18 protein-coding genes are annotated in these 21,159 nt (G+C 71.5%); 7 read left to right on the top strand and 11 right to left on the bottom strand.

The features are described from left to right. Window positions 1-25: 25 nt before the first annotated feature. Window positions 26-922: a PhzF family phenazine biosynthesis isomerase gene (locus PV679_RS02925; protein WP_319678614.1), complete on the bottom strand. Its 897-nt coding sequence runs from the start codon at window positions 920-922 to the stop codon at window positions 26-28. Window positions 923-1,036: 114 nt separating this feature from the next. Beyond that, complete coding sequence (locus tag PV679_RS02920; RefSeq protein ID WP_319678613.1) at window positions 1,037-1,807, bottom strand: SDR family oxidoreductase; 771 nt, start codon at window positions 1,805-1,807, stop codon at window positions 1,037-1,039. A 332-nt stretch (window positions 1,808-2,139) separates the two neighbouring features. Here PV679_RS02920 and PV679_RS02915 point away from each other — a divergent pair, with 332 nt between their 5' ends. Beyond that, complete coding sequence (locus tag PV679_RS02915) at window positions 2,140-3,786, top strand: alkaline phosphatase D family protein (RefSeq protein ID WP_319678612.1); 1,647 nt, start codon at window positions 2,140-2,142, stop codon at window positions 3,784-3,786. Between the two features lie 37 nt (window positions 3,787-3,823). Here the strand turns inward: PV679_RS02915 and PV679_RS02910 are convergent, their stop codons facing one another. Beyond that, a complete protein-coding gene (locus tag PV679_RS02910) occupies window positions 3,824-4,876 on the bottom strand; it encodes a Gfo/Idh/MocA family oxidoreductase (RefSeq protein WP_319678611.1) in 1,053 nt (350 codons plus the stop codon). Between the two features lie 73 nt (window positions 4,877-4,949). On the opposite strand from PV679_RS02910, the gene PV679_RS02905 reads away from it, so the two are divergent. Together PV679_RS02905 and PV679_RS02900 are read left to right on the top strand one after the other, a co-directional pair. Continuing rightward, on the top strand, window positions 4,950-6,332 hold the full coding sequence (locus PV679_RS02905; protein ID WP_416069648.1) for a Bcr/CflA family multidrug efflux MFS transporter: 1,383 nt from the start codon (window positions 4,950-4,952) through the stop codon (window positions 6,330-6,332). Window positions 6,333-6,625: 293 nt separating this feature from the next. Beyond that, complete coding sequence (locus PV679_RS02900; protein ID WP_319678609.1) at window positions 6,626-7,639, top strand: small ribosomal subunit Rsm22 family protein; 1,014 nt, start codon at window positions 6,626-6,628, stop codon at window positions 7,637-7,639. A 7-nt stretch (window positions 7,640-7,646) separates the two neighbouring features. Here PV679_RS02900 and ddaH read toward each other — a convergent pair whose 3' ends face one another. Beyond that, a complete protein-coding gene (gene ddaH, locus PV679_RS02895; protein ID WP_319678608.1) occupies window positions 7,647-8,462 on the bottom strand; it encodes a dimethylargininase in 816 nt (271 codons plus the stop codon). A 210-nt stretch (window positions 8,463-8,672) separates the two neighbouring features. Here ddaH and PV679_RS02890 point away from each other — a divergent pair, with 210 nt between their 5' ends. Beyond that, on the top strand, window positions 8,673-9,296 hold the full coding sequence (locus PV679_RS02890; RefSeq protein ID WP_319678607.1) for a TetR/AcrR family transcriptional regulator: 624 nt from the start codon (window positions 8,673-8,675) through the stop codon (window positions 9,294-9,296). 241 nt (window positions 9,297-9,537) lie between these two features. Continuing rightward, window positions 9,538-10,290 carry a bifunctional DNA primase/polymerase gene (locus tag PV679_RS02885; protein WP_319678606.1) on the top strand — a complete coding sequence of 251 codons (753 nt, stop codon included), beginning with the start codon at window positions 9,538-9,540 and terminating at the stop codon, window positions 10,288-10,290. A gap of 27 nt (window positions 10,291-10,317) precedes the next feature. On the opposite strand, the gene PV679_RS02880 is transcribed toward PV679_RS02885, so the two are convergent. From PV679_RS02880 to PV679_RS02850, 7 genes are all read right to left on the bottom strand, one after another. Further along, window positions 10,318-11,268 carry a hypothetical protein gene (locus PV679_RS02880; RefSeq protein ID WP_319678742.1) on the bottom strand — a complete coding sequence of 317 codons (951 nt, stop codon included), beginning with the start codon at window positions 11,266-11,268 and terminating at the stop codon, window positions 10,318-10,320. Beyond that, window positions 11,186-12,154, bottom strand: coding sequence for an iron uptake transporter permease EfeU (gene efeU, locus PV679_RS02875; RefSeq protein ID WP_319678605.1), 969 nt, complete (start codon window positions 12,152-12,154; stop codon window positions 11,186-11,188). The genes PV679_RS02880 and efeU overlap by 83 nt, the downstream gene beginning before the upstream one ends. Before the next feature lie 21 nt (window positions 12,155-12,175). Beyond that, window positions 12,176-13,456, bottom strand: coding sequence for an iron uptake transporter deferrochelatase/peroxidase subunit (gene efeB, locus PV679_RS02870; protein WP_319678604.1), 1,281 nt, complete (start codon window positions 13,454-13,456; stop codon window positions 12,176-12,178). A gap of 25 nt (window positions 13,457-13,481) precedes the next feature. Next, window positions 13,482-14,621, bottom strand: a complete 1,140-nt coding sequence (gene efeO / locus PV679_RS02865; protein ID WP_319678603.1) for an iron uptake system protein EfeO — start codon at window positions 14,619-14,621, stop codon at window positions 13,482-13,484. A 166-nt stretch (window positions 14,622-14,787) separates the two neighbouring features. Further along, the gene (locus tag PV679_RS02860) at window positions 14,788-15,624 is read right to left on the bottom strand and encodes a heme ABC transporter ATP-binding protein (RefSeq protein WP_319678602.1); all 837 of its coding nucleotides are present in this window, start codon (window positions 15,622-15,624) and stop codon (window positions 14,788-14,790) included. A 50-nt stretch (window positions 15,625-15,674) separates the two neighbouring features. Beyond that, on the bottom strand, window positions 15,675-16,808 hold the full coding sequence (locus tag PV679_RS02855) for an iron ABC transporter permease (RefSeq protein ID WP_319678601.1): 1,134 nt from the start codon (window positions 16,806-16,808) through the stop codon (window positions 15,675-15,677). 1 nt (window position 16,809) lies between these two features. Beyond that, window positions 16,810-17,835 carry a heme/hemin ABC transporter substrate-binding protein gene (locus PV679_RS02850; RefSeq protein ID WP_319678600.1) on the bottom strand — a complete coding sequence of 342 codons (1,026 nt, stop codon included), beginning with the start codon at window positions 17,833-17,835 and terminating at the stop codon, window positions 16,810-16,812. 187 nt (window positions 17,836-18,022) lie between these two features. On the opposite strand from PV679_RS02850, the gene PV679_RS02845 reads away from it, so the two are divergent. Both PV679_RS02845 and PV679_RS02840 read left to right on the top strand, forming a co-directional pair. Beyond that, window positions 18,023-19,453 carry an HtaA domain-containing protein gene (locus PV679_RS02845; RefSeq protein ID WP_319678599.1) on the top strand — a complete coding sequence of 477 codons (1,431 nt, stop codon included), beginning with the start codon at window positions 18,023-18,025 and terminating at the stop codon, window positions 19,451-19,453. Window positions 19,454-19,570: 117 nt separating this feature from the next. Then, on the top strand, window positions 19,571-21,133 hold the full coding sequence (locus tag PV679_RS02840) for an HtaA domain-containing protein (RefSeq protein ID WP_319678598.1): 1,563 nt from the start codon (window positions 19,571-19,573) through the stop codon (window positions 21,131-21,133). The last annotated feature ends 26 nt before the right edge of the window (window positions 21,134-21,159 follow it).

Below are 21,159 nucleotides of genomic sequence, written 5' to 3'. Positions count from 1 at the left end.
GGCCGGTGCCCTTCCCGGACCGGACCTAACTACCGGACGGCTCCGGGATCCGGGCACCCGCGCCGCTCACCCGGACGCGCGGGTCGCCGGGACGCAGCTCCACCGTCAGGACGCCGGGACGGCCCATGTCCTCGCCCTGGTGCAGCGTGAGCACCGACACCGACTCGGCCGGTACGGCGGCGAGTTCGCGGACGTACGCGCCGAACGCGGCCGCCGCGGCTCCCGTCGCCGGGTCCTCGACCACACCGCCCACCGGGAACGGATCGCGTACGTGGAAGACCGTCGCGGACTCCCGCCAGACAAGCTGGACGGTCGTCAGGTCGAGGCGACGCATCAACGCTTCGAGGCGGTCGAAGTCGTACGAGAGATCCGCCAGCCGCGCCCGGGTCGCGGCGGCCAGGACAAGATGACGGGCTCCGGCGAAGGCGATCCGGGCCGGCAGCTCCGGGTCGAGATCCGTGGCCGGCCAGTCCAGAGCGGCGAGTGCCTCCCGTACGTCCTCCTCGGCCACGCCGCTGATCCGCGGCTCCACGCTGGTGAGCGTGGCCCGCAGCGTGCCGTCCTGCTCGGTGACCGTCACCGGCACGGTCCCGGCGCGGGTCTCGAAGACCAGATCGCCGGGACCGATCCGCTCGGCCAGCGCCACGGCGGTGGCGATGGTGGCGTGTCCGCAGAACGGGACCTCGGCCCTCGGGCTGAAATACCTGATGGTGAACGCCCGGCCCGGTGCGCCGAGCCCTTCGGGCGGCGCGGTCAGAAACGCGGATTCGCTGTATCCCAGCTTCGCCGCGACGGCGAGCATCTCGTCGTCACCGAGCCCGGCCGCGTCCAGGAGGACTCCGGCGGGATTTCCGCCGCGGGGATCGGTGGCGAAGGCGGTGTACCGGAGGACATCGGCGGAGGCGCCGGTATGCGGTCTCATGACGGGCCAACCGCGCCGGCGGCGTCGCGCATTCCCGCGCGCGCCAGGAGCGCCGGAGCCGCGCCGGAGCCGCGCGGCCGGCACGGCGCGGCGGGCCCGCGCTCCCGGCGGTCCTCAGCCCCGGCCCACGAAGGGCATCGCCGTCGCGAGCACCGTGGCGAACTGGATGTTCGCCTCCAGCGGCAGCTCCGCCATGTGCAGCACCGTCCTGGCCACGTCCGCCGCGTCCATCACCGGCTCCACCGCCAACTCGCCGTTCGCCTGCGGCACTCCGCGGCGCATCCGCTCCGTCATATCGGTCGCCGCGTTGCCGATGTCGATCTGGCCGCAGGCGATCCGGTACGGACGGCCGTCCAGCGACAGCGACTTCGTGAGCCCGGTCATGCCGTGCTTCGTGGCGGTGTAGGCCACCGAGTCGGGCCGCGGGGCGTGCGCGGAGACCGAGCCGTTGTTGATGATCCGGCCGCCTTGCGGACGCTGAGTCTTCATCAGCCGGAACGCCGCCTGCGCGCACAGGAACGTCCCGGTCAGATTGGTGTCGAGGACCTTCCGCCAGGCCGAGTACGGCAGGTCCTCCAGCGATATGCCTCCGGGACCGAATGTGCCCGCGTTGTTGAAGAGCAGGTCGAGCCGGCCGTACCGCTCGCTCACCGCCGCGAACAGCGCGTCGACGTCCTCGGGACGCGACACATCGGTACGTACGCACAGGGACTCGCCGCTCATGGCTCCGGCCGTCTCCTCCAGCGTCTCGCTGTGCCGTCCGGCGAGCGTCACCGACCAGCCCGCTTCACCGAGAACCAGCGCGACCGCCCGTCCGATGCCCGAGCCCGCGCCCGTCACCACGGCGAACTTCCGCTTGGTGCTGATGTTCCGCATGGCGTCCATGGCTACGCAGCGTACGTGAGATACAACTGTGGGCGCAGCTAGGCCCCGTCTGACACATCCCGCCTGGCCTGCGACGGCTGGCACGCACGCTGACCGCGTTGTCGGAGTCATCCGAGTACGTCCAGTACACGGATGATCCTCCGCCTTGGGATCGCACGCACCAGACGTCGCGGGCCCCGCCCTCCGGGCGGACGGCGCTATGTGTCAGACACGTCCTAGGCCAGGACCTAGCGGAAATCATCCATTCGCCACGTTGATGTTGTGTACGCGACATAGGGCGCTTTCGTCTCCCACCGTGATGTATGCGACAACCGCCACCAGGGGAGGGGCATATGACACCTGTTCAGCGCCGCACGACGGACATCCACGCGCCCGAGCTCAGGGCCGCCGCCGCGCACATCGCGCGCCGCCGGTTTCTGACCGGCACCGCGGCCGCCGCCGCCCTCGCGTTCGCCGTCGATCTCCCGGCCACCGGCACCGCGAGCGCCGCCGAACTGGACGCCAGGAAGATCGCGGAGAATCCATTCACCCTTGGTGTCGCCTCCGGTGATCCGCGCCCGGACGGCATGGTGCTCTGGACCCGGCTCGCACCGCGTCCGTACGAGCCGGACAGCGGACTGCCGACGAGCCGGGTGTCCGTGCGCTGGGAGCTGGCCCGCGACGCGAACTTCCGCCGGATCGTGTTCCGCGGACACACGCTGGCGCATCCGGAGCTGCACCACAGCGTGCATGTCGATGTCCGGGGACTGGCCTCCGACCGGGTGTACTACTACCGCTTTCGCGCCGGTACCTGGCTCAGTCCCGTCGGCCGCACCCGCACCGCGCCGCTGCGCACCGCGCGGATCAGCTCGCTCAGGCTCGCCGCGGTCTCCTGCCAGGCCTACCACGACGGCTACTTCACCGCGTACAAGCACCTCGCCGAGGAAGACCTCGATGTCGTCTTCCACCTCGGCGACTATCTGTACGAATACGCCGTGACCTCCTCCGGAGGCGCCCGCGCCTACACCGACCGCAGGCTGCCCGCGCACTTCAACCGCGAGACGGTCACGCTGGAGGACTACCGGCTGCGGTACGGCCTCTACAAGTCGGATCCCGATCTGCGGGCCGCGCACGCCGCGCATCCGTTCGTCGTCACCTGGGACGACCACGAGACCGAGAACAACTACGCGACGGAGACGCCGGAGAACGACGTGCCGCCGGAGGAGTTCCTGCTGCGCAGGGCCGCCGCCTATCGCGCGTACTGGGAGAACCAGCCACTGCGCAAGCCGCAGCAGCCCAGGGGTCCCGACATGCGGCTCTACCGGCGGCTGAGTTTCGGCCGGTTCGCGCAGTTCGACATCCTGGACACCCGGCAGTACCGCTCCAACCAGGCGTACGGCGACGGCTGGCAGACCCCGGGCCCGGAGTCCGAGGACCCGTCGCGCACGCTGACCGGCGAGGCCCAGGAGCAGTGGCTGCTGGACGGCTGGCGGACGTCCGGCGCGACCTGGAACGTCGTACCGCAGCAGGTGACCTTCGCCCGGCGGCGCAATCTCTCCACGCCCGACTTCAAGCTGTCGATGGACTCGTGGGACGGCTATCCGGCCTCCCGGCAGCGGCTCATGGACGGTGTGGAGCGGTCCGGCCTCAAGAACTTCATGGTGCTGACCGGCGATGTGCACACCGGTAACGCGTACGACCTGAAGAAGGACTGGAACGACCCGGGATCGCGCACGCTCGGCACCGAGATCGTGGCGACCTCCATCGCCAGCGGCAAGGACGGCAAGGACGAGCCGCTCGACTGGGCCGCGCACATGGCGGCCAATCCGCACATGAGGTTCTACAACGGGCGGCGCGGCTATGTGACCGTGACCCTCGGCGAGCGCCAGGCGCGGGCGGACTTCAAGACCGTCTCCGCCGTCACGAAGTCCGGCGCCCCGGTCACGACAGCGGCGTCCTTCGTGACCGAGGCGGGCGACCCGGGTCTCAAGCCGGCCTGACGGCCCGGCACCCGAGGACCGCTCCGCCGGCGCACCGTCAGATGCGGTCGGCCGGTCCGCTCGCGGAGCTTTCGCTGACGGGCGGCTCGTCCACCGGGAAGCGGACACCGACGCGCTCCCGCACCGCGTCGAGCGTACGCATCACCGCGAGCGTGCCGTCCAGCGGTACCAGCGGTGATTCCGTCTCGCCGGCCCGCAGGCAGCGCATCACCTCGGCCGCCTCGTGCTGCATCCCGCGCAGTCCGCTCGCGGCCGTGAACTCCTCGGGCTCGGCGCCGCTCCGGTGCAGGACGAACCGCTCCGGGTCGAAGAAACCGGCCGGCACCTCGATCCGGCCGGTCGTGCCCGTCACCGTCGCGGTCCTCGGAGTCTCGCCCGTCACCGAGCAGGACAGCAGCGCCGTCGCTCCCGAGTCCCAGCCCAGCAGTATTCCGGTGTTGAGGTCCACGCCCTCGGGAGAGATCAGCGCGTCGGCGTGCACACGGTCGGGCTCGCCCAGCAGAAGCTGCGCGAAGGACACCGGATACACACCGAGGTCCAGGACGGCGCCGCCGCCGAGCGCCGGGTCGCGCAGCCGGTGCTCCGGAGCGAACGGACCCTGGATGCCGAAGTCGGCCTGGACGGTCTGGACGTCACCGATCGCTCCGTCCCGCACCAGCTCCGCCAGGCGCAGGATGACGGGGTTGCAGTAGGTCCACATGGCCTCCATCAGGAAGACGTCCCGCTCCCGGGCGAGCGACACCAGTTCGCCGGCCTCCCTGGCGTTGAGCGTGAACGCCTTCTCGCACAGCACCGGCTTTCCGGCGGCGAGAGCGAGCCCGGTGGCGGCCCGGTGCGCGGAGTGCGGAGTCGCGACGTATACGACATCCACCTCCTCGTCGGCCATCAGCGAGGCCCAGTCGCCATGGGCCCGGGCGATCCCGAACCGTCCCGCGAACTCCCGCGCGGAGGCGTCATCGCGCGAGGCCACCGCGACGACCTCGGCGTCCGCCATCTCCAGCACGTCGGCCGTGAACCGCGCCGCGATTCCGCCAGTCGCCAGCACGCCCCAGCGCACGGCTCTGTCCTGTACCACCTGTCCGGCTGCCATATCCGCCCCATTAAAAAGGTCTCGACCACTCTCGCTGAGCTGAGAGCATAGGTAAGGATTCAACGACATGGAGATGCGGATGCCGGACGGCGGCCAGACAACCGAGGGACGTAAGGGGCATATACGGTCAGGACGGCGCCTGTCGGGAGAGGTGCCGGCTCAGCGTCCGGGACCGGCCGGGGCTCCGTCAGCCACCCACGCGACCGCGTCCGCGACCCCGCCCAAGGCGGCCGGGCGCGGTGTCGGACTGCTGGTCACACTGGTCCTCGGCGGGCTCACCGCGCTGCCGCCGCTCTCCATGGACATGTACCTCCCGGCGCTGCCCGAGGTCACCCGCGCACTGAACTCGCCCGCCGCGACCGTCCAGATCACCCTCACCGCCTGTCTGACAGGCATGGCCCTCGGCCAGATCGTCGTCGGACCCATGAGCGACAAATGGGGCCGGCGCAGGCCACTGCTGCTCGGCATGGTCGTCTATGTCCTCGCCACGGCCATCTGCGCGCTGGCACCCACCACGGAACTCCTGATCGGCTTCCGCCTCCTCCAAGGACTGGCGGGCGCGGCGGGCATCGTGATCTCCCGCGCGGTGGTGCGCGATCTGTACGACGGCGTCGAGATGGCGCGCTTCTTCTCGACGCTGATGCTGATCTCCGGAGTCGCGCCGGTCATCGCGCCCGTACTCGGCGGCCAGGTGCTGCGCCTCACGGACTGGCGCGGCATCTTTGTCGTCCTGACCGTGATCGGCGCCCTGCTGACACTGGTCGTCTGGAAGTATCTGCACGAGACTCTGCCGCCGGAGAAGCGGCACAGCGGTGGCGTCGGCGAGGCACTGCGCACCATGCGCGGACTGGTCGCCGACCGGGTCTTCACCGGTTACATGCTGGCGGGCGGGCTCGCCTTCGCCGCGCTGTTCGCGTATGTCTCCGCCTCGCCGTTCGTGGTGCAGGAGATCTACGGCGCCTCGCCGCAGACCTTCAGCCTGCTCTTCGGCGTCAACTCCATCGGCCTGATCACCGTCGGCCAGATCAACGGCAAGCTGCTGGTCGGCCGGGTCAGCATGGACCGCGTGCTGGGCTTCGGCCTGGTCGTCATCACGCTCGCCGGGCTGGCGCTGCTGCTGATGACCTCCGGAGTGTTCGGGACCGTGGGGCTCTTCCCGGTGGCGGCGGCCCTGTTCGTGCTGATGTCGGCGATGGGCCTCGCGATGCCCAACACCAACGCCCAGGCGCTGATGCGGACCCCGCACGCGGCGGGCTCGGCCTCCGCGCTCATCGGCACGTCGTCGTTCCTGATCGGTGCCATCGCCTCACCGCTCGTCGGTATCGCGGGAGAGGAGACCGCGGTGCCGATGGCCGTCGTCCAGCTCGTGTGCGCGGTCGGCGCGGTCGCCTGCTTCCTGGGTCTCGTACGTCCCTGGCAGCACCAGCGGCCCATGGAACAGCCCGCCGGCGCCTGACGCGCGGCGCCCGGCCGCGTCCGGTCAGCCGCGCCAGGCGTATCCGATGAGATGCGGCGTGTCCCTGGCGTCCGTCCAGCGGAAGACGCCGACCCCGCCGGTGTCCCGCTCGGCAGCCGGACGCCGGCGGTGAGGGCCGTCGGCGTGCCGGTCGCCAGGTCCACGGCGACCGGGCTGCCACCGCCCGCCAGAGCGTTCGCCGGGCCCCGGGCGTCCGACGCGCCGTACGCCGTGCCGTCGTCCGTCACGGCGGTCGCGGGACGCGCTGCCGGGAGGAGCCGTAGAATTCGGCGGTGAACGTCACCCTCTCCACTCCGGACGTCCTGCGGACCGCGCTCGCCGGACTGCTCGACGGGCTGCCGCCGAAGCAGGCCGGACAGGCCGTCGACCGGCTGATCGCCAACTACCGTGGCGCCACTCCCACGGACGCGCCGGTGCTCCGCGACCGGTCGGACGTCGCCGCCTACGCGGCGTACCGGATGCCCGCGACCTTCGAGGCGGTACGCGCGGCACTGGACGGGCTGGCCGGCGCCGCGCCGGACTGGGCTCCCGGCAGCCATGTGGATGTCGGCGGCGGGACCGGGGCCGCGATCTGGGCGGCCGACGCGATCTGGGCGGAGCCGCGCACCACCACCGTCCTGGACTGGGCCGAGCCCGCGCTGGCTCTTGGCCGTGAGCTGGCCGCCGCCTCCGGACTTCCCGGGCTGCGCGCCGCCGAGTGGCGGCAGGCCAGGATCGGAGCGGCGCTGAAGCTGCCGGAGAGCGATCTGGTGACCGTCTCGTACGTACTGAAGGAGCTGGCGGAGCGGGACCGCGGCGCGCTGGTCGCCGAGGCCGCGCGGGCCGCGCGCGCCGTGGTGGTCGTGGAGCCCGGCACTCCGGACGGCTATCTCCGGATCATCGAGGCCCGTGATCAGCTCATCGCGGCCGGGCTGCGGATCGCCGCGCCCTGTCCGCACAGCGGCGCCTGCCCGATCGAGCCGGGCGAGGACTGGTGCCACTTCGCGGCGCGGGTCAGCCGGTCCTCCCTGCACCGGCAGGTGAAGGGAGGCTCGCTGGCCTACGAGGACGAGAAGTTCAGCTATGTCGCGGCGGTGCGCTTCGAGGCGCGGCCGGCGCGGGGCCGGGTGACGCGCAAGCCGCAGATCCGCAAGGGACAGGTGCTGCTCGATCTGTGCACCGTGGAGGACGGGCTGCGGCGGGAGACGGTCACCAAGCGGCACGGCCCGCTGTACCGCGCGGCGCGGGACACGGCCTGGGGCGACGTCTGGCCGCCGCGCGCCACGGAGGACGGGCCGGACGCGTAGGACGCGTTCAGGCCCGTAGCTCCTGGGTGCAGCACTTCACGCTGCCGCCGCCCTTGAGCAGCTCGCCCAGATCGATGCCGACGGGCTCGAACCCGCGGTCGCGCAGCGGCGCGAGCAGCCCGGCCGCTGTGGCCGGCAGCAGCACATGGCGGCCGTCGCTCACCGCGTTCAGGCCGAGCACCGCCGCGTCCTCCTCCGACGCGACGAGCGCGCCGGGAAAGAGCCGGGCGAGCACGGATCTGCTGCCCGGCGAGAAGGCGCCCGGGTAGTACATGATCTCGTCCGCCGTGTCGTCCAGCACACAGAGCGCCGTGTCCAGGTGGTAGTAGCGCGGATCGATCAGATCCAGGCCGATCACCGGCCGGCCGAAGAACTCCTGTGCCTCGTCGTGGGAGAGCGGACTGGACCGGAAGCCGCGCCCGGCCAGCAGATAGGAGGCGGTGACGGCGAAGTCGCCCTCGCCCTCGTTGATGTGTACCGGCTCATGGATCTCGGCGTATCCCCGGGCGCGGAACCAGGCCAGATGCGCCTCGGCCTCCGGCATGCGCTCCTGATGCGCGAAGCGGGCGCCGAGCACCTTGCCGTCGACGACCGTGGCGCCGTTGGCCGCGAAGACCATGTCGGGCAGGTCCGGCCGGGGGTCCAGCAGCGAGACGGTGTGGCCGAGAGCGAGATAGCGGTCGCGGAGGTCTTCCCACTGGGCGAGCGCGAGCGGCAGGTCCACCGGTTTCGCCGGATCCATCCACGGGTTGATCGAGTACGTCACCCGGAAGTGGTGCGGCGGACACATGAGATAGCGGCGAGGCGAGGCGTCACGAGGCAAGGAGGGCTCCTCACGAGCGGTGATGCGCACAACATGTGCGTGCAAGCCATGCTCCGCTCCGCGGCGGCCTCGCGCTGTGATCCATTCGGGTGGTTCCACCGGACGGCCGTACACCGGTCAGCCGTACGGCGGTCATCGGGCACCGGCCGCCTGCTCCGGTGCCGAAATGAGACGATACGTATCGGCTCATCCCTCGGTAGATTTGGGCCCATGGCTGAGATCAAGGCACCCGACTCCACCCGGCGCAGCGAGCGCTCCCGCCGCGCCATCCATGACGCGGCCCTCGCCCTGGTGGGTGAGGTGGGCTATCCGAAGACGACGATCGAGGGCATCGCGGCCCGCGCCGGTGTGGGCAAGCAGACGATCTACCGCTGGTGGCCCTCCAAGGGAGCGGTGCTGCTGGATGCCTTTCTCGATCTCGCCGACCGCACGGCGCGGGAGGCGGCCGACGGAGAGATGGCGGACGGGATTCCCGACACCGGCGATCTGGAGGCCGACCTCAAGCTGGTGCTGCGGGCCACGGTCGACGAGATGAACGACCCCAGGTTCGACGTGCCGAGCCGGGCGCTCACCGCCGCGGGGATCGTCGACGCGGAGCTGGGCGCCGAGTTCACCGGGAAGCTGCTCGAACCACAGCTCCAGCTCTATGTGCAGCGGCTGCGGGCCGCCCAGGACGCCGGACAGGTGCGCCAGGACATCGACCTCCGGACCGCCCTGGAGCAGCTCACAGGACCGGTGGCGCATCGCTGGCTGCTGCGGACGCTTCCGCTGACGCACGAGTACGCGGACCGGGTCGTCGAGTACGCGCTGTACGGTCTGGCGCCGCGGCGCTGAGCCGTCGCGGCGCCGGTCCGAGTGGTGTCCCGCGAGGCGGCGGACGGCGCCGCCGTGTGTCCGACGCCATGGGCCACCGGCGGCCGAAGCCTTGTCGCATATCGGCATATACGGCGAGAAGTTCACCAGGGTCGCCGTTCGGTCTCCGTACCCCGGTTGGGGAGCACGGCCACCTGAGGAGCAGGATGGTGCGACGATGGGAGTGTCCGCAGGGACGAGCGTGAGGTGTGTGAGGGGATAGATGGGCGACGATTTCGGCCGCTACCGCGGCACGGAGAGCAGGATTCCCCAGTGGCTGCGCAGGCGCCCCAAGAAGAGCGCCGGTGACGCCGGGCTCGACGGAGACGCCGGTGGCCGGGAGGCACTGCTCCTCGCCGTCGCCGATGCCGGTATGCCGCTCTCGCCCGCCGCGCATCCGGTCGGTTACCGATGTTCCTGCGAGCGGATCGGCTGTCCGACCCCGGCCAGACACCCGATCTCCTTCGCCTGGGGGACCCAGTCCACCACCGACCGCGCGCAGATCGAGCGGTGGGCGCGGAACCAGCCCGAGGCCAACTTCATCACCGCGACCGGCATGGTCCACGACGTCCTGGACGTCCCGCTGGAAGCCGGCAGCCGGGCGCTGGAGCGTCTGCTCGAAGAGGGTGTCGACGTCGGTCCTGTGGCCGACTCCGGCGGTGACCGGATGCTCTTCTTCACCGCGACCCGAGGCACTCCGGAGGACGAGGACGAGTGGTGGCCCTGTGAGCTGGACTGCCATCCCGAGACGATGGACGAGCATCCGGGCCTGCGCTGGCACTGCCGGGGCAGCTATGTGCTCGTACCTCCGGCCCGGCTTCCCGGCGAACTCGCGCTGCGCTGGCTGCGCGGTCCCGAACACCCGCTGCCGGACCCGCTGACGCTCCTGGAGGCGCTGACCGACGCGTGCGCACGCTACGCCGGTGAGAACGCCGAACTGGACCCGCACGCGGTGGCCTGGCCGATGGGCCGCTGAGCGGACGGCGCCGCCTCTCGCCCGGCCTCAGGAGCCCGTGGCCCCGATGACTCCCTGAAGGCGGCCCGACACCACGACCTGAGACGCGCCCGCTCCGCCGCGCGGCACCAGGACCGCCTGGCTGGAGACCCACTCCTTGGTGAGAGTGGTCTTCACCTCACCCGTCATGAGCGCCTTCACATCCGCGTTCGCCGGCGGCCGGACACCCTTCGCGCCCGTCTGGCGTTCGAAGTAGCGCGTGGCGAAGAAGACAAGCGCGTCGCCGTCCTGTGTCATCAGGCCCAGCGGCGCGAAGTCGCCGCCGGTCAGCGGCTGGTCGACATACTGCGTGGTGAGACCGGGCAGCCGCGCGTTCCTCGCGCGGCTCTCCCGCCAGGCGTCCGTGTGCGGGCCGGCCGCGAAACGCGCCGGCTCGCCGCTTCCCAGATACGCGGCGTACTGCGCGCTCAGCTCCTTCGGCGCCACCGACAGCGCCTCACTGTCCGCCGCCACCGCCTCGCCCCAGCCGTCCTTGTCCGTCTTGAAGACCGGGACCTCGTCCGGAGAGAGGATCGTCAGATACGGCACCTGCCACTGCTTGCCGGGAGCCTCGCGGACGAAGACCAGCACCCAGCGGTTGTCCTCCGGGCCGCCGTCCCGGTCCCGGTTGCTGTCGGTGTCCGCGACGAACCAGCGCGGCCAGCCGGCCTTCTTCGGGATCGTGAACCTCGCGTCGGCCAGTTCGAGCGGCTGGTGCCCGGGATTGCCGTCCGGGCTCGTGATGCTCCGCGCCTTCAGACCGGCCTGGTTGATCGCGCCGAGCGCGCCGGTCACCCGGTCCGCGTCGAGCGCCGGATCGTAGGCCTTGTCCGCCTTGTTGTACGCGTCGGTGAAGTCCTTCAGCGCCCGCGCGGCCTCAGTCCGCTTCGCCGACGGTACGACCGCCAGCTCCCCGTGCACCGTCACGCACCCGCTCGCCGTCAGCGCCAGCGCCGTCACCGTCGCGAGCCCCGCCGCTGCCCGAATCGGCCTTCTCAGCCTGCTCATCGGTCGCCTTCTGCTCCTTGACCCCCACTGACCGTCCGAACCATACCGGGGACAGGAACAGCGCGAGCGTCGGGACCAGATACAGGCACCACACGACGACTTGAAGCACCGTCGGGTCCGGCTGGAAGTTGAAGACGCCCTTGAGAAGCGTGCCGTACCAACTGTCCGGCGGGACCGTCGAGCTGATGTCGAAGGCACGGTCGGACAGACCGCCGAGGAAGCGCGCCTCCTGAAGGTCATGGACGCCGTACGCGAGCACACCCGCCGCGACGACCACCAGCATTCCGCCGGTCCAGGTGAAGAACTTCGCCAGATTGATCCTGACCGCGCCCCGGTAGAAGAGCCAGCCCAGCACCACCGCGCTGGCGATGCCGAGCAGCACTCCGATCAGCGGCCCGTGCGTGCCGTCCGACGACGCCCGCACCGACGCCCAGACGAACAGCGCGGTCTCCAGCCCTTCCCGGCCCACCGCCAGGAACGCCGTCGCGACCAGCGCGCCCGTGCCCATCCGCAGCGCCGCGTCGAGCTTGGCGCCCAGCTCCGCCCTCAGATGCCGCGCGGTGCGCCGCATCCAGAAGACCATCCAGGTCACCAGCGCCACCGCGACGATCGACAGCGACCCGCCGAGCGCCTCCTGCGCCTCGAACGTCAGCTCCTGCGAGCCGAATTCGAGCGCGCAGCCGAAGCCGAGCGCGAGAGCCACCGCGACGCCGATACCGGTCCAGATGGGCCGCAGCGCGTCACGCCGGTCCGTCTTCACCAGATACGCGATCAGGATGCAGACGACGAGACTGGCCTCCAGCCCTTCGCGCAGACCGATCAGGTAGTTGCCGAACACGGCGTCGGGTCCCTTCTGCTTCTAGGAGATCAGGGTCCGGCCCCACCAGTCGTCCGTGTCCCGGACGCCCGGCGGGATCGCGAAGACCGCTGAACCCACGTGCTGGATGTACTCGTTGAGCGCGTCGGAGCGCGCGAGGCTCTGCTGTACGGGGATGAAGGCGGCCCGTATGTCGCGCTGGTACGCCAGGAAGAACAGCCCCGCGTCCAGCCGGCCCAGACCGTCCGTACCGTCCGTGAAGGAATAGCCACGGCGCAGCAGCCGGGCCCCGTGATGGGAGTCCGGATGCGCCAGCCGTACGTGCGAAGTCGGCAGCATGGCCTCCAGACGGGGCCGGTCGTGCTCGCGGGCCCGGCCGACCGCCGCGCCTTCGCCCTTGTCCCGGCCGAAGACGTCCTCCTGCTCCTGGAGGGACGTACGGTCCCAGGTCTCGATCCGCATCGAGATCCGGCGCGCGACCAGATAGGAGCCGCCGGCCATCCAGGCGGCGCCGTCCTGCTCCGCCGCCCACACATGCCGGGAGAGCGCGGCGGTGTCGGTGCCCGCGATATTGCTGGTGCCGTCCTTGAAGCCGAAGAGATTGCGCGGTGTCTGAGCGCCCGGCGTGGTCGACGACGTCTTGCCGAAGCCGAGCTGCGACCAGCGCACCGCGACCTTTCCGAAGCCGATCCTGGCCAGATTGCGGATCGCGTGCACCGCGACCTGCGGATCGTCCGCGCACGCCTGGACACACAGATCGCCGCCGCCGCGCGCCGGATCGAGATGGTCGCCAGGGAACTTCGGCAGGTCCACCAGCGCGGCCGGACGCCGCTCGTCCAGTCCGAACCGGTCCTTGGCGAAGAGCGACGGGCCGACGCCGAAGGTGAGCGTGAGCCGGGACGGCTTGAGGCCCAGCGCCTCGCCCGTGTCGTCCGGCGGGGCCTCGGCGAGACCGCCGTACGCTCCCTCGCCGACCGGGTGTCCCGCCGTCAGCCGCTCGGCGGCCCGCGTCCAGTCCTTGAGCAACCGGACCAGTTCCGCGCGGTCCTCCGTCGTCACGTCGAACGCGGCGAAGTGCAGCCGGTCCTGGACGGCGGTGGCGATACCGGCCTGGTGCGGCCCGTGGAAGGGAACCGCCGCGCCGGTGTCACTCGCGGGCCCGGCGCCGTCTCCGTCCCGTACGGCGGCCACCGCGCCGCCGGCCGCGGCGGCGCCCAGCGCGAGCCCGGCGCCGCCCCAGCCCAGCAGCGCACGGCGGGACGGCGCGGCACGGGACGGGCCGCCGTGGCCCGTCGCCGCGGACTCCGCTGTTTCATCGGACATGTCCCGGTATTCCCTTGCTCGACGGTTACTTGACGACGGCGGCGGCGAGCTTGGAGAGCGGCTCGGCCAGCGCGTTCACACCGTCCGACAGCTCCTTGCGCTGCGCCTCGCCGACCTTCTCGTACGAGGTGAAGTCGTACGAGTCCGGTGCGGCGCGGTACGTGTCGAGCAGCGTGTTGATCGCGGCGAACCGCTTGTCCAGCTCGGTCACCAGCGCCGGGTCGTTCTTCGAGGCGACCGGCTTGAGCAGCTCGTAGGAGTGCTGCGCGCCCTCGACATTGGCCTTGAAGTCGACCAGGTCGGTGTGGCTGTAGCGCTCCTCCTCGCCGGTGACCTTGCCGGACGCGACCTCGTCGAGGAGTTCCTTGGCGCCGTTGGCCATGGAGGTCGGTGTGATCTCCGCCTTGCCGACGCGCGTCTGCCAGTCGGTGAGGTCCGTGTCGAGGGCGTCGGCGAGCGCCTTCGCGTCCGGGCCGAGCTTCTTGTCCTGCCAGAGTTCCTTCTCCAGCCGGTGCCAGCCGGTCCACTTCTGGCCGTCCTCCAGGCCGTCGGCGCGGACGTCCACCTTCGGGTCGATGTCACCGAAGGACTCGGCGACCGGCTCGGTGCGCTCCCAGCCGATCCGGGAGGTGGCGTATGCCTTCTTCGCGGCCTCGACGTCTCCGGCGCGCACGGCGTCGGTGAACACCTTGACCAGGGGCAGCGTCTCGTCGGCCTGCGTCTGGGCGTACTTGCGGTACGCGGCGACCGCGGCGTCCATCTCCGGGCTGCGCTTCGCGGCGGTGCCGCCGGTGACGGTGATCTTCTGGCGGATGCCGTCGCCCTTCATGCCGGGCTTGCAGGCGATCTCGTACGTACCGGCCTTCACCTCGGCGGTGACCTTGGCCTTGGTGCCGGGGCCGATGTTCTCCCGCTCGGTGACGATGCGGTCGTCCGGGAAGAGGACATAGACCTCGGTGACCTTGGAGCCCTTGTTCTCGACGGCCAGTTCGACATGGCCCGCCGGGAATTCCGTCCTGGAGACCTCGCAGGAGTCGTCCTTCGCGGTGACCTGGACGGCGCCGTCGCCGGCCTTGGTGTCGCTCTTCTCGGCGCAGCCCGTGACGGCGGTCAGGGCGGCCACCGCGGCGATGGCGGTGGCGACGGAGAGGCGGACAGGTCGCATACAGGGCTCCACGATGGATGGAATGAGGTACTGAGGCGGACCTAACTTAACCGAGGCTTCCCTAAGCGCTACCCGCCGGTCAGGTGATTCAGATCTCACTCTTTTGGCCGGATACGGGAAGGTTACGACAGCTCCATCAAGGCCCCACGGCGACGCAAAGCGCCGGTCAAGTGGCCCGCTTCGGGATCACCAGCGGTACTCCGGTACCGGGATGGCGGAGGACCTCGACGGGCTGCCGGTAGACCCGGCTCAGCAGTTCGTCGCGGAAGACGCCTTCCGGCGGGCCCTCGGCCGCGATCCGGCCGTCGTGCAGGACGGCGGTCCGGTCCGCGTGCGCCGCCGCCAGTCCGAGATCGTGCAGTACGACCACGACGGCGTCGCCCGCCGCCGCGCGCGCCCGGCAGATCCGCAGCACCAGTTCCTGATGGCGCAGATCGAGCGCGGCGGTCGGCTCGTCGAGCAGCAGCAGTGGCGCCCGCTGCGCGAGCACCCGGGCGAGAGCGACCCGGGCCCGCTCGCCGCCGGAGAGTGCGGAGAAGGGACGTCCGGCGAACTCCGCGGTCTCGGTGAGCGCCATCGCCTCGGCGACGGCGGCGCCGTCCTCGTCCTCCAGCGCGGTCCCGGCCCATGGCGCCCGGCCCATCCGTACCACCTCCGCGACCGGGAACGGGAAGGAGAGCGTGGCGGCCTGCGGCAGCACGGCGCGGCGCAGCGCGAGTTCCGGTGCGGACCAGTGGTGCGCCGGACGGCCGTCGATCCGTAGCGCACCGCCGTCCGGACGCAGATCGGCGGCGAGCGCGGCGAGCAGGGTCGACTTACCGGCGCCGTTGGGCCCGACGAGCGCGAGCACCTCACCGGCGCGGACGGTGAGATTGATCCCGGAGAGCACCTCGCGCTGCCCGAGGCGGAGCTGAAGGCCCTCCGCTTCGGCGACGGCCGTGCCCGGCCGGACGGGCCCGGGCAGAGCGCGCTCACGCGCGGCGAACAGACTCTTGAGACGCATACGGGACTTCCTCGGATACGGATGCGGCGGATAGGGCGGCGCGGCGCGGGTCACGCCCAACCGCCTTGCCTACGACGGGTCCTGCGCAGCAGCCAGAAGAAGAACGGACTGCCGAGGAGCGCGGTGAGCACGCCCAGCGGGAGCTCGGCCGGGGCCGCGACCGTACGGGCCGCCAGATCGCCGGCCACCAGGACCAGCGCGCCGCCGAGCGCGCTGCCCGGCACCAGGAAGCGATGGCCGGGTCCGTGCGCCATCCGCAGCAGATGAGGCACCAGCAGCCCGACGAAGGTGATGATCCCGGCCACCGCGACGGCGGCCGCGGTGAGCAGCGCGACCACCAGGACGAGGACCGTACGGAGCCGCTCGACGTCCACTCCGAGATGGCGGGCGGGCCGTTCTCCGAGCGCGAGAAGGTCCAGCTTCCCGGCGTGGAACGGCGCGATGGCCAGCCCGGCCAGCGCGCACGGCAGCACCGCCAGCACCTTCGGCCAGGTCGCCTGCGCCAGCGAGCCGAGCTGCCAGAAGGTGATCTGGGTGATCTGCGCGCTGTCCGCGAAGAAGATGAACAGCCCGATCAGCGCGCCCGCGAAGGCGTTCACCGCTATCCCGGTCAGGATGAGCGTGACCACCTCCGTACGGCCTCCGGAGCGGGACAGCGCGTAGACGAGCAGCACCGTCGCCAGCCCGGCGGCGAACGCGCAGACCGTCACCGTCCAGTTGCCGAAGAAGCTCAGGCCCAGCGCGATCGAGGCCACCGCGCCGACCGCGGCGCCCGACGAGATGCCGATGACGCCCGGTTCGGCGAGCGGATTGCCGAACACGCCCTGCATCAGCGCGCCGGCGCAGCCGAGCGAGGCGCCGACGAGCAGCGCGAGCACGACCCGTGGCAGCCGGACGTTCCACAGGACGCTCTCGCCGACGCGGTCGAGCGCGGCGCCGCCGAGTCCGGCCCGGTGCTGGACGGAGGCGAGCACGTCCGCGAGCGGTATGTGGTAGGCGCCGGTCCCGGCGGAGAGCAGACAGAGCACGATCAGCGCGCCGAGCAGCCCGCCGGTCAGCAGGGATGTCTTCCCGGGCCGCCGCGGTCGGCTCCGGCACTCGGCGGGCGCTTCGGTGGCCGGCGCCGGCGGATCGTCCGTGTCCGGGACGCCGCCGGCCGGCGCCGGCGCGGGAGTCGTCGTCATATCAGTTCTCGTCTCCGTAGAGCTGGTCGACGATCGACCGCAGCACCCGGTCGGTGCGCGGGCCGTAGTTCAGCAGCACGCCGTCGTCGACGGAGACGACTCTGCGGTCCATCCCGGCGGGTGTCTCCGCGACTCCCGGGATCTTCACCAGGCCGTCCGTCCCGCCCACCGATTCAAGGCCCTTGGTCATCACCAGGATCGCGTCGGGCGCGGCCTTCGCCAGCGCCTCGCTGGTGATCGCGGTGAAGTCCTTCCGCAGCCCGGATTCCTTGCCCGCGTCGACCGCGCCGGCGGCCTCCAGCAGCGAGCTCGCTCCGGAGTCACCGCCGCCGATCAGATAGACGGAGGCCGAGCCGCGCAGATAGAGGAAGGCGACGCGGGGCCTCGCGCCGTCCTGCCGCGCGGGAATGTCCGCGCGTACGGCGGCGATCCGCTGCTCGGTACGTGCCTTCAGCTCGGTGCCCGCCGTGGTGACGCCGAGCGCGGCGGCCACCGTGTCGATCCTCGTCCCGACGTCGCCGAGGCTCTTCGCCGGTTCGACGACGACCAGAGGGACGCCGGCGTCCCGGATCTGCGCGATGGCCTCGGCGGGTCCGGTGGAGGTGTCCGCGATGACGACGGTCGGCTTCAGCGAGAGGACGCTCTCCGCCGAGACATCGTGCGCCCGGGTCACCACCGGCAGCTTCGCCGCCTGTTCGAACGTGGCGGTGATGTCGCGGGCCACGACCTTCGCGCCGAGGCCGAGAGTGAAGACGATCTCGTTCAGCGAGCCGGTCAGCGGCACGATCCGGTCGGCCGAGGTGACCGTGACCCGCCGGCCGTCCGCCGAGTCCACGGTGACCGGCAGCCGTGGCGCGGGCACGGACGCCAGCGGCTCGACCCGGTCCGCCGCGACGGCGTTCGCACCACTCTTGTCCGCGGAGCCGGAGCCGGAGCCGGAGCCGGAGCCGCTGTCACCGCAGCCGGTGGCGGTCAGGGCGAGGGCGAGTACGGAGAGAAGCGCACCCGCCAGACGTGATCTGCGCACGGAGTGCACCGTCCTGTTCGTTCTGCTGGTGGTTATGAGGTCTATCCATCGTTCTGCAACGCTTTGTTGAGGTTTCGCTGGACTGAGAGGTTCCGGAACGGCTTGAGATAGCTTAGGTTAGCCTTGCCTTGCTTGTCAGGTCCGGGGCTGCCCGGATTCCGGCTCGTTCAGACGTGGGAGTGACTTCATGCCGTCCTTCAGACCCTTGCGCGCGTTCGCCGTCGCGCTTCTCATGGCGCTGCCGGTGGCCCTGCTTCCGGCCGCCGGCGCACAGGCGGCGGACCGCACGGTCCAGGGCGGCAGACTCGACTGGGGCATCAAGTCCTCGTTCCAGAGCTATGTCACCGGGCCCATAGCGCACGGCAGTTGGAGCCTCACCGGCGGCGCCGCCACCGTGGGCGGCAGCCAGTTCCGCTTCCACTCCGCCACCGGCACCTACGACCCCGGCACCGGGGCCTTCCGCGCCGGATTCTCGGGCGGTGTCCGCTTCCTCGGGCACCGGAAGACCGACGGAACGTATGAACTGGACCTCACGATCAGCCGGCCCACCGTGCGCATCTCCGGTGGCGGCGGCACCCTCTACGCGGACATGACCAGCAAGGCGAAGGGATCGGGCAGGGTCACCACCGCCTCCCAGGTCCCGCTCGCCGCGCTCGATCTCTCCGGGATCACCATGGCGGGCGGCGGCAGCCCGGTCGCTCTCGCCAATGTCCCGGCGAAGCTCACCTCGACGGGCGCCACCGCCTTCGCCGGCTACTACACGGCCGGTACGCCGCTCGACCCGGTGAGCCTCTCCGTGGATGTCGCGGCGAAGAAGCCCGTGCAGAAGCCCACGAGCGATGGCGCCAAGAAGGACACCAAGACGGAGCCCAGGGCCGCCGGAGCGTTCCAGGACGCGGCCGTCGACTGGGGCGTACGCCGCACCTACCGCGAGTACGTCACGGGCTCCATCGCCCAGGGCCGGTGGGCGCTGAGCGGCGGTGCCCAGGACGGCGGCGCGCTGTTCCGCTTCCCTCGGGGCAAGGGCTCCTACGACGCCGCGAAGCGGACGCTCGACGCGGGCTTCGCGGGCAGCGTCCGGTTCACCGGGACCGGCCTCGACCTGACGCTGAGTCAGGTCACCGTCCGGGTGAGGGACGGCCGGGGCACCCTGTCCGCCGATGTCGCCGACGCCGCGGCGGGCCGGGCGGCCATGAAGGCGGTGCCGCTCGTCACCTTCGCGGCCAAGGACCTCACGCCGAAGAACGGCCTCGCCTCGGTCAACGAGGCTCCCGCCACGCTCACTTCGGAAGGCGCCAAGGCATTCGGCTCCCTCTACTCGGCGGGCACGGCGATGGATCCCGTCTCGCTCGCCGTCGCCGTCGACCGGACGGCACGCCTGCCCGCTCTGCCGGATCTGGGCAGCGAGGCCACGGCCTCCGCGCGGCCGGAGCCCTCGGCGGCCACCAGCCGCACCGCAGGCCCGGCCACCGAAGACGCGGCGGCGTCGGCGTCCTCCGCGCCGTCCGTCGGCACCGGAACGTACGCGGCGATCGGCGCGGGCCTGCTCGTCGTCGCGGGACTCGGCGTGCTCGTCGTCCGCAGGCGCCGCGGCGCCGCCGGACCCGGCGGCCACTGAACACCCACGCGATCCACGCGCGGCGCGCGTTCCGCGCCGTCAGGACGGCCGTCGCAGACGCACGGTCCGCGCCCGCGCGAACCACACGACATACGAACCATCGAGGAGAACACCACCATGCCAGCCACTCGCCGCCCCCGGGCCCTCGCCGCCGCCATCGCGACGGCAGCCGCCCTCGGCGCCACCGCCTTCACCCTCCCGGCCCTCGCGGCCGGTGTGCCCGCCGCCGCGCCCGCCGCGCCCGGTGCTCCGAAGCTGGAGCTGAAGGACGGCACCCTGGACTGGGGCCTGAAGGAGTCCTTCCGGAAATATGTGACGGGCATCGCCGCGGGCACGATCTCGGCCACCGAAGGCGCCACCCAGGCCGCCGGAAACGGTCCCTTCACCTTCACCGGCGGCACGGGCACCTATGACCCCGCGACACACAACGTGACCACGGACTTCGACGGCGGTGTGCGCTTCACCTCCGCCGCGCACGGCTTCGACATCCAGATCGCCGATGTGAAGCTGGTCACCGAGGGCACCGGCGGCGCCATACAGGCGGACGTCAGCCTCAACGGCACCACCCAGGACGACATCGAGCTCGCCGAGATCGATCTGGCGGGCATCCGTCCGGAGACCGCGGCGGGCACGATGGTCTTCAAGGACATCCCCGCCAAGCTGACCGCCGACGGCGCGAAGGCCTTCAACGGCATGTACGCGGCGGGCACGGAGCTGGACAAGGCCACGCTCGCCGTCGCGTACTCCACGGGCGGCACACCGACACCGACTCCGACGCCGAATCCGACCGAGTCCGAGCCGACACCGACACCGACGGCGACCGCGCCCACCGGCACGCCCACCGGCGGAACCACTCCGGCTCCCACCGCGCCGGCCAGCGACGCGCCGCCGGCCGCCGAGGACGGCGCGATCGTCGACGGCAATCTGGACTGGGGTGTGAAGGAGTCCTTCCGGTCCTATGTCACGGGACCGATCGCCAAGGGCAAGGTCGAACTCTCCGGCGGCGCCACCCAGTCCGGCGCCGCCTACCGCTTCTCCGACGGAACGGGCTCCTTCGACGCGGACGCGCACACGCTCTCCGCGTCCTTCGCCGGTACGGTCCGCTTCCTCGGCCACGAGGAGGCCGGTGAGTATGTGCTCGACCTCGGACTGAGCGGTCTCCGGGTCGAGGTGAAGGACGGCAAGGGCACGCTCGTCGCGGACGTCAGCACCAAGGACCGGGACACGCACAAGGTCGCCACCTTCAAGGACCTGACCTTCGCCACGCTGGACCTCCCGGCCGGTGGCCCGGTGGCCAAGGACGGCGTGGTCACGCTGAGCGGCGTCCCCGCGACCCTCACCGCCGACGGCACGAAGGCATTCGGCGGCATGTACCCGGCCGGCACGGCTCTCGACAAGCTGACCCTCGCGGTCTCGCTGGACGACGACGCCGACCTCCCGGGCGGCGGCGACTCCGGCGGCGACTCCGGCGGCACGGGCGGCGACTCCGGCACGACGGGCGGTACCACGGGCGGCACGGTCGGCGGCGGTACCGTCGGCGGCACCGGCTCGCTCGCCTCCACCGGCTCCGAGATCCCCACCGGCACGCTGCTGAGCGCGGCGGGCGCCGTCGCCGCGGCGGGCGTGGCCGTGGTCTTCGCCGCGAAGCGCCGCCGGACATCTCAGGAGGAGACCGCGTAACGCTCACGCCGCCAACGGCAGGGCCG

Source organism: Streptomyces sp. AK02-01A (assembly GCF_033795305.1).
Classification (GTDB): domain Bacteria; phylum Actinomycetota; class Actinomycetes; order Streptomycetales; family Streptomycetaceae; genus Streptomyces.
Note: the sequence above shows the minus strand (reverse complement) of the source record. Positions and strands in the feature narration are given on the sequence as shown.

Coding starts and splice junctions, on each gene's coding strand:
- PV679_RS02855 (WP_319678601.1), bottom strand. CDS start 16,808: ATGACGACGACTCCCGCGCCGGCGCCGGCCGGCGGCGTCCCGGACACG.
- PV679_RS02905 (WP_416069648.1), top strand. CDS start 4,950: ATGCGGATGCCGGACGGCGGCCAGACAACCGAGGGACGTAAGGGGCAT.
- PV679_RS02845 (WP_319678599.1), top strand. CDS start 18,023: ATGCCGTCCTTCAGACCCTTGCGCGCGTTCGCCGTCGCGCTTCTCATG.
- PV679_RS02910 (WP_319678611.1), bottom strand. CDS start 4,876: ATGGCAGCCGGACAGGTGGTACAGGACAGAGCCGTGCGCTGGGGCGTG.
- efeO (WP_319678603.1), bottom strand. CDS start 14,621: ATGCGACCTGTCCGCCTCTCCGTCGCCACCGCCATCGCCGCGGTGGCC.
- PV679_RS02920 (WP_319678613.1), bottom strand. CDS start 1,807: ATGGACGCCATGCGGAACATCAGCACCAAGCGGAAGTTCGCCGTGGTG.
- efeB (WP_319678604.1), bottom strand. CDS start 13,456: ATGTCCGATGAAACAGCGGAGTCCGCGGCGACGGGCCACGGCGGCCCG.
- PV679_RS02885 (WP_319678606.1), top strand. CDS start 9,538: ATGGGCGACGATTTCGGCCGCTACCGCGGCACGGAGAGCAGGATTCCC.
- PV679_RS02840 (WP_319678598.1), top strand. CDS start 19,571: ATGCCAGCCACTCGCCGCCCCCGGGCCCTCGCCGCCGCCATCGCGACG.
- PV679_RS02915 (WP_319678612.1), top strand. CDS start 2,140: ATGACACCTGTTCAGCGCCGCACGACGGACATCCACGCGCCCGAGCTC.
- PV679_RS02890 (WP_319678607.1), top strand. CDS start 8,673: ATGGCTGAGATCAAGGCACCCGACTCCACCCGGCGCAGCGAGCGCTCC.
- PV679_RS02860 (WP_319678602.1), bottom strand. CDS start 15,624: ATGCGTCTCAAGAGTCTGTTCGCCGCGCGTGAGCGCGCTCTGCCCGGG.
- PV679_RS02925 (WP_319678614.1), bottom strand. CDS start 922: ATGAGACCGCATACCGGCGCCTCCGCCGATGTCCTCCGGTACACCGCC.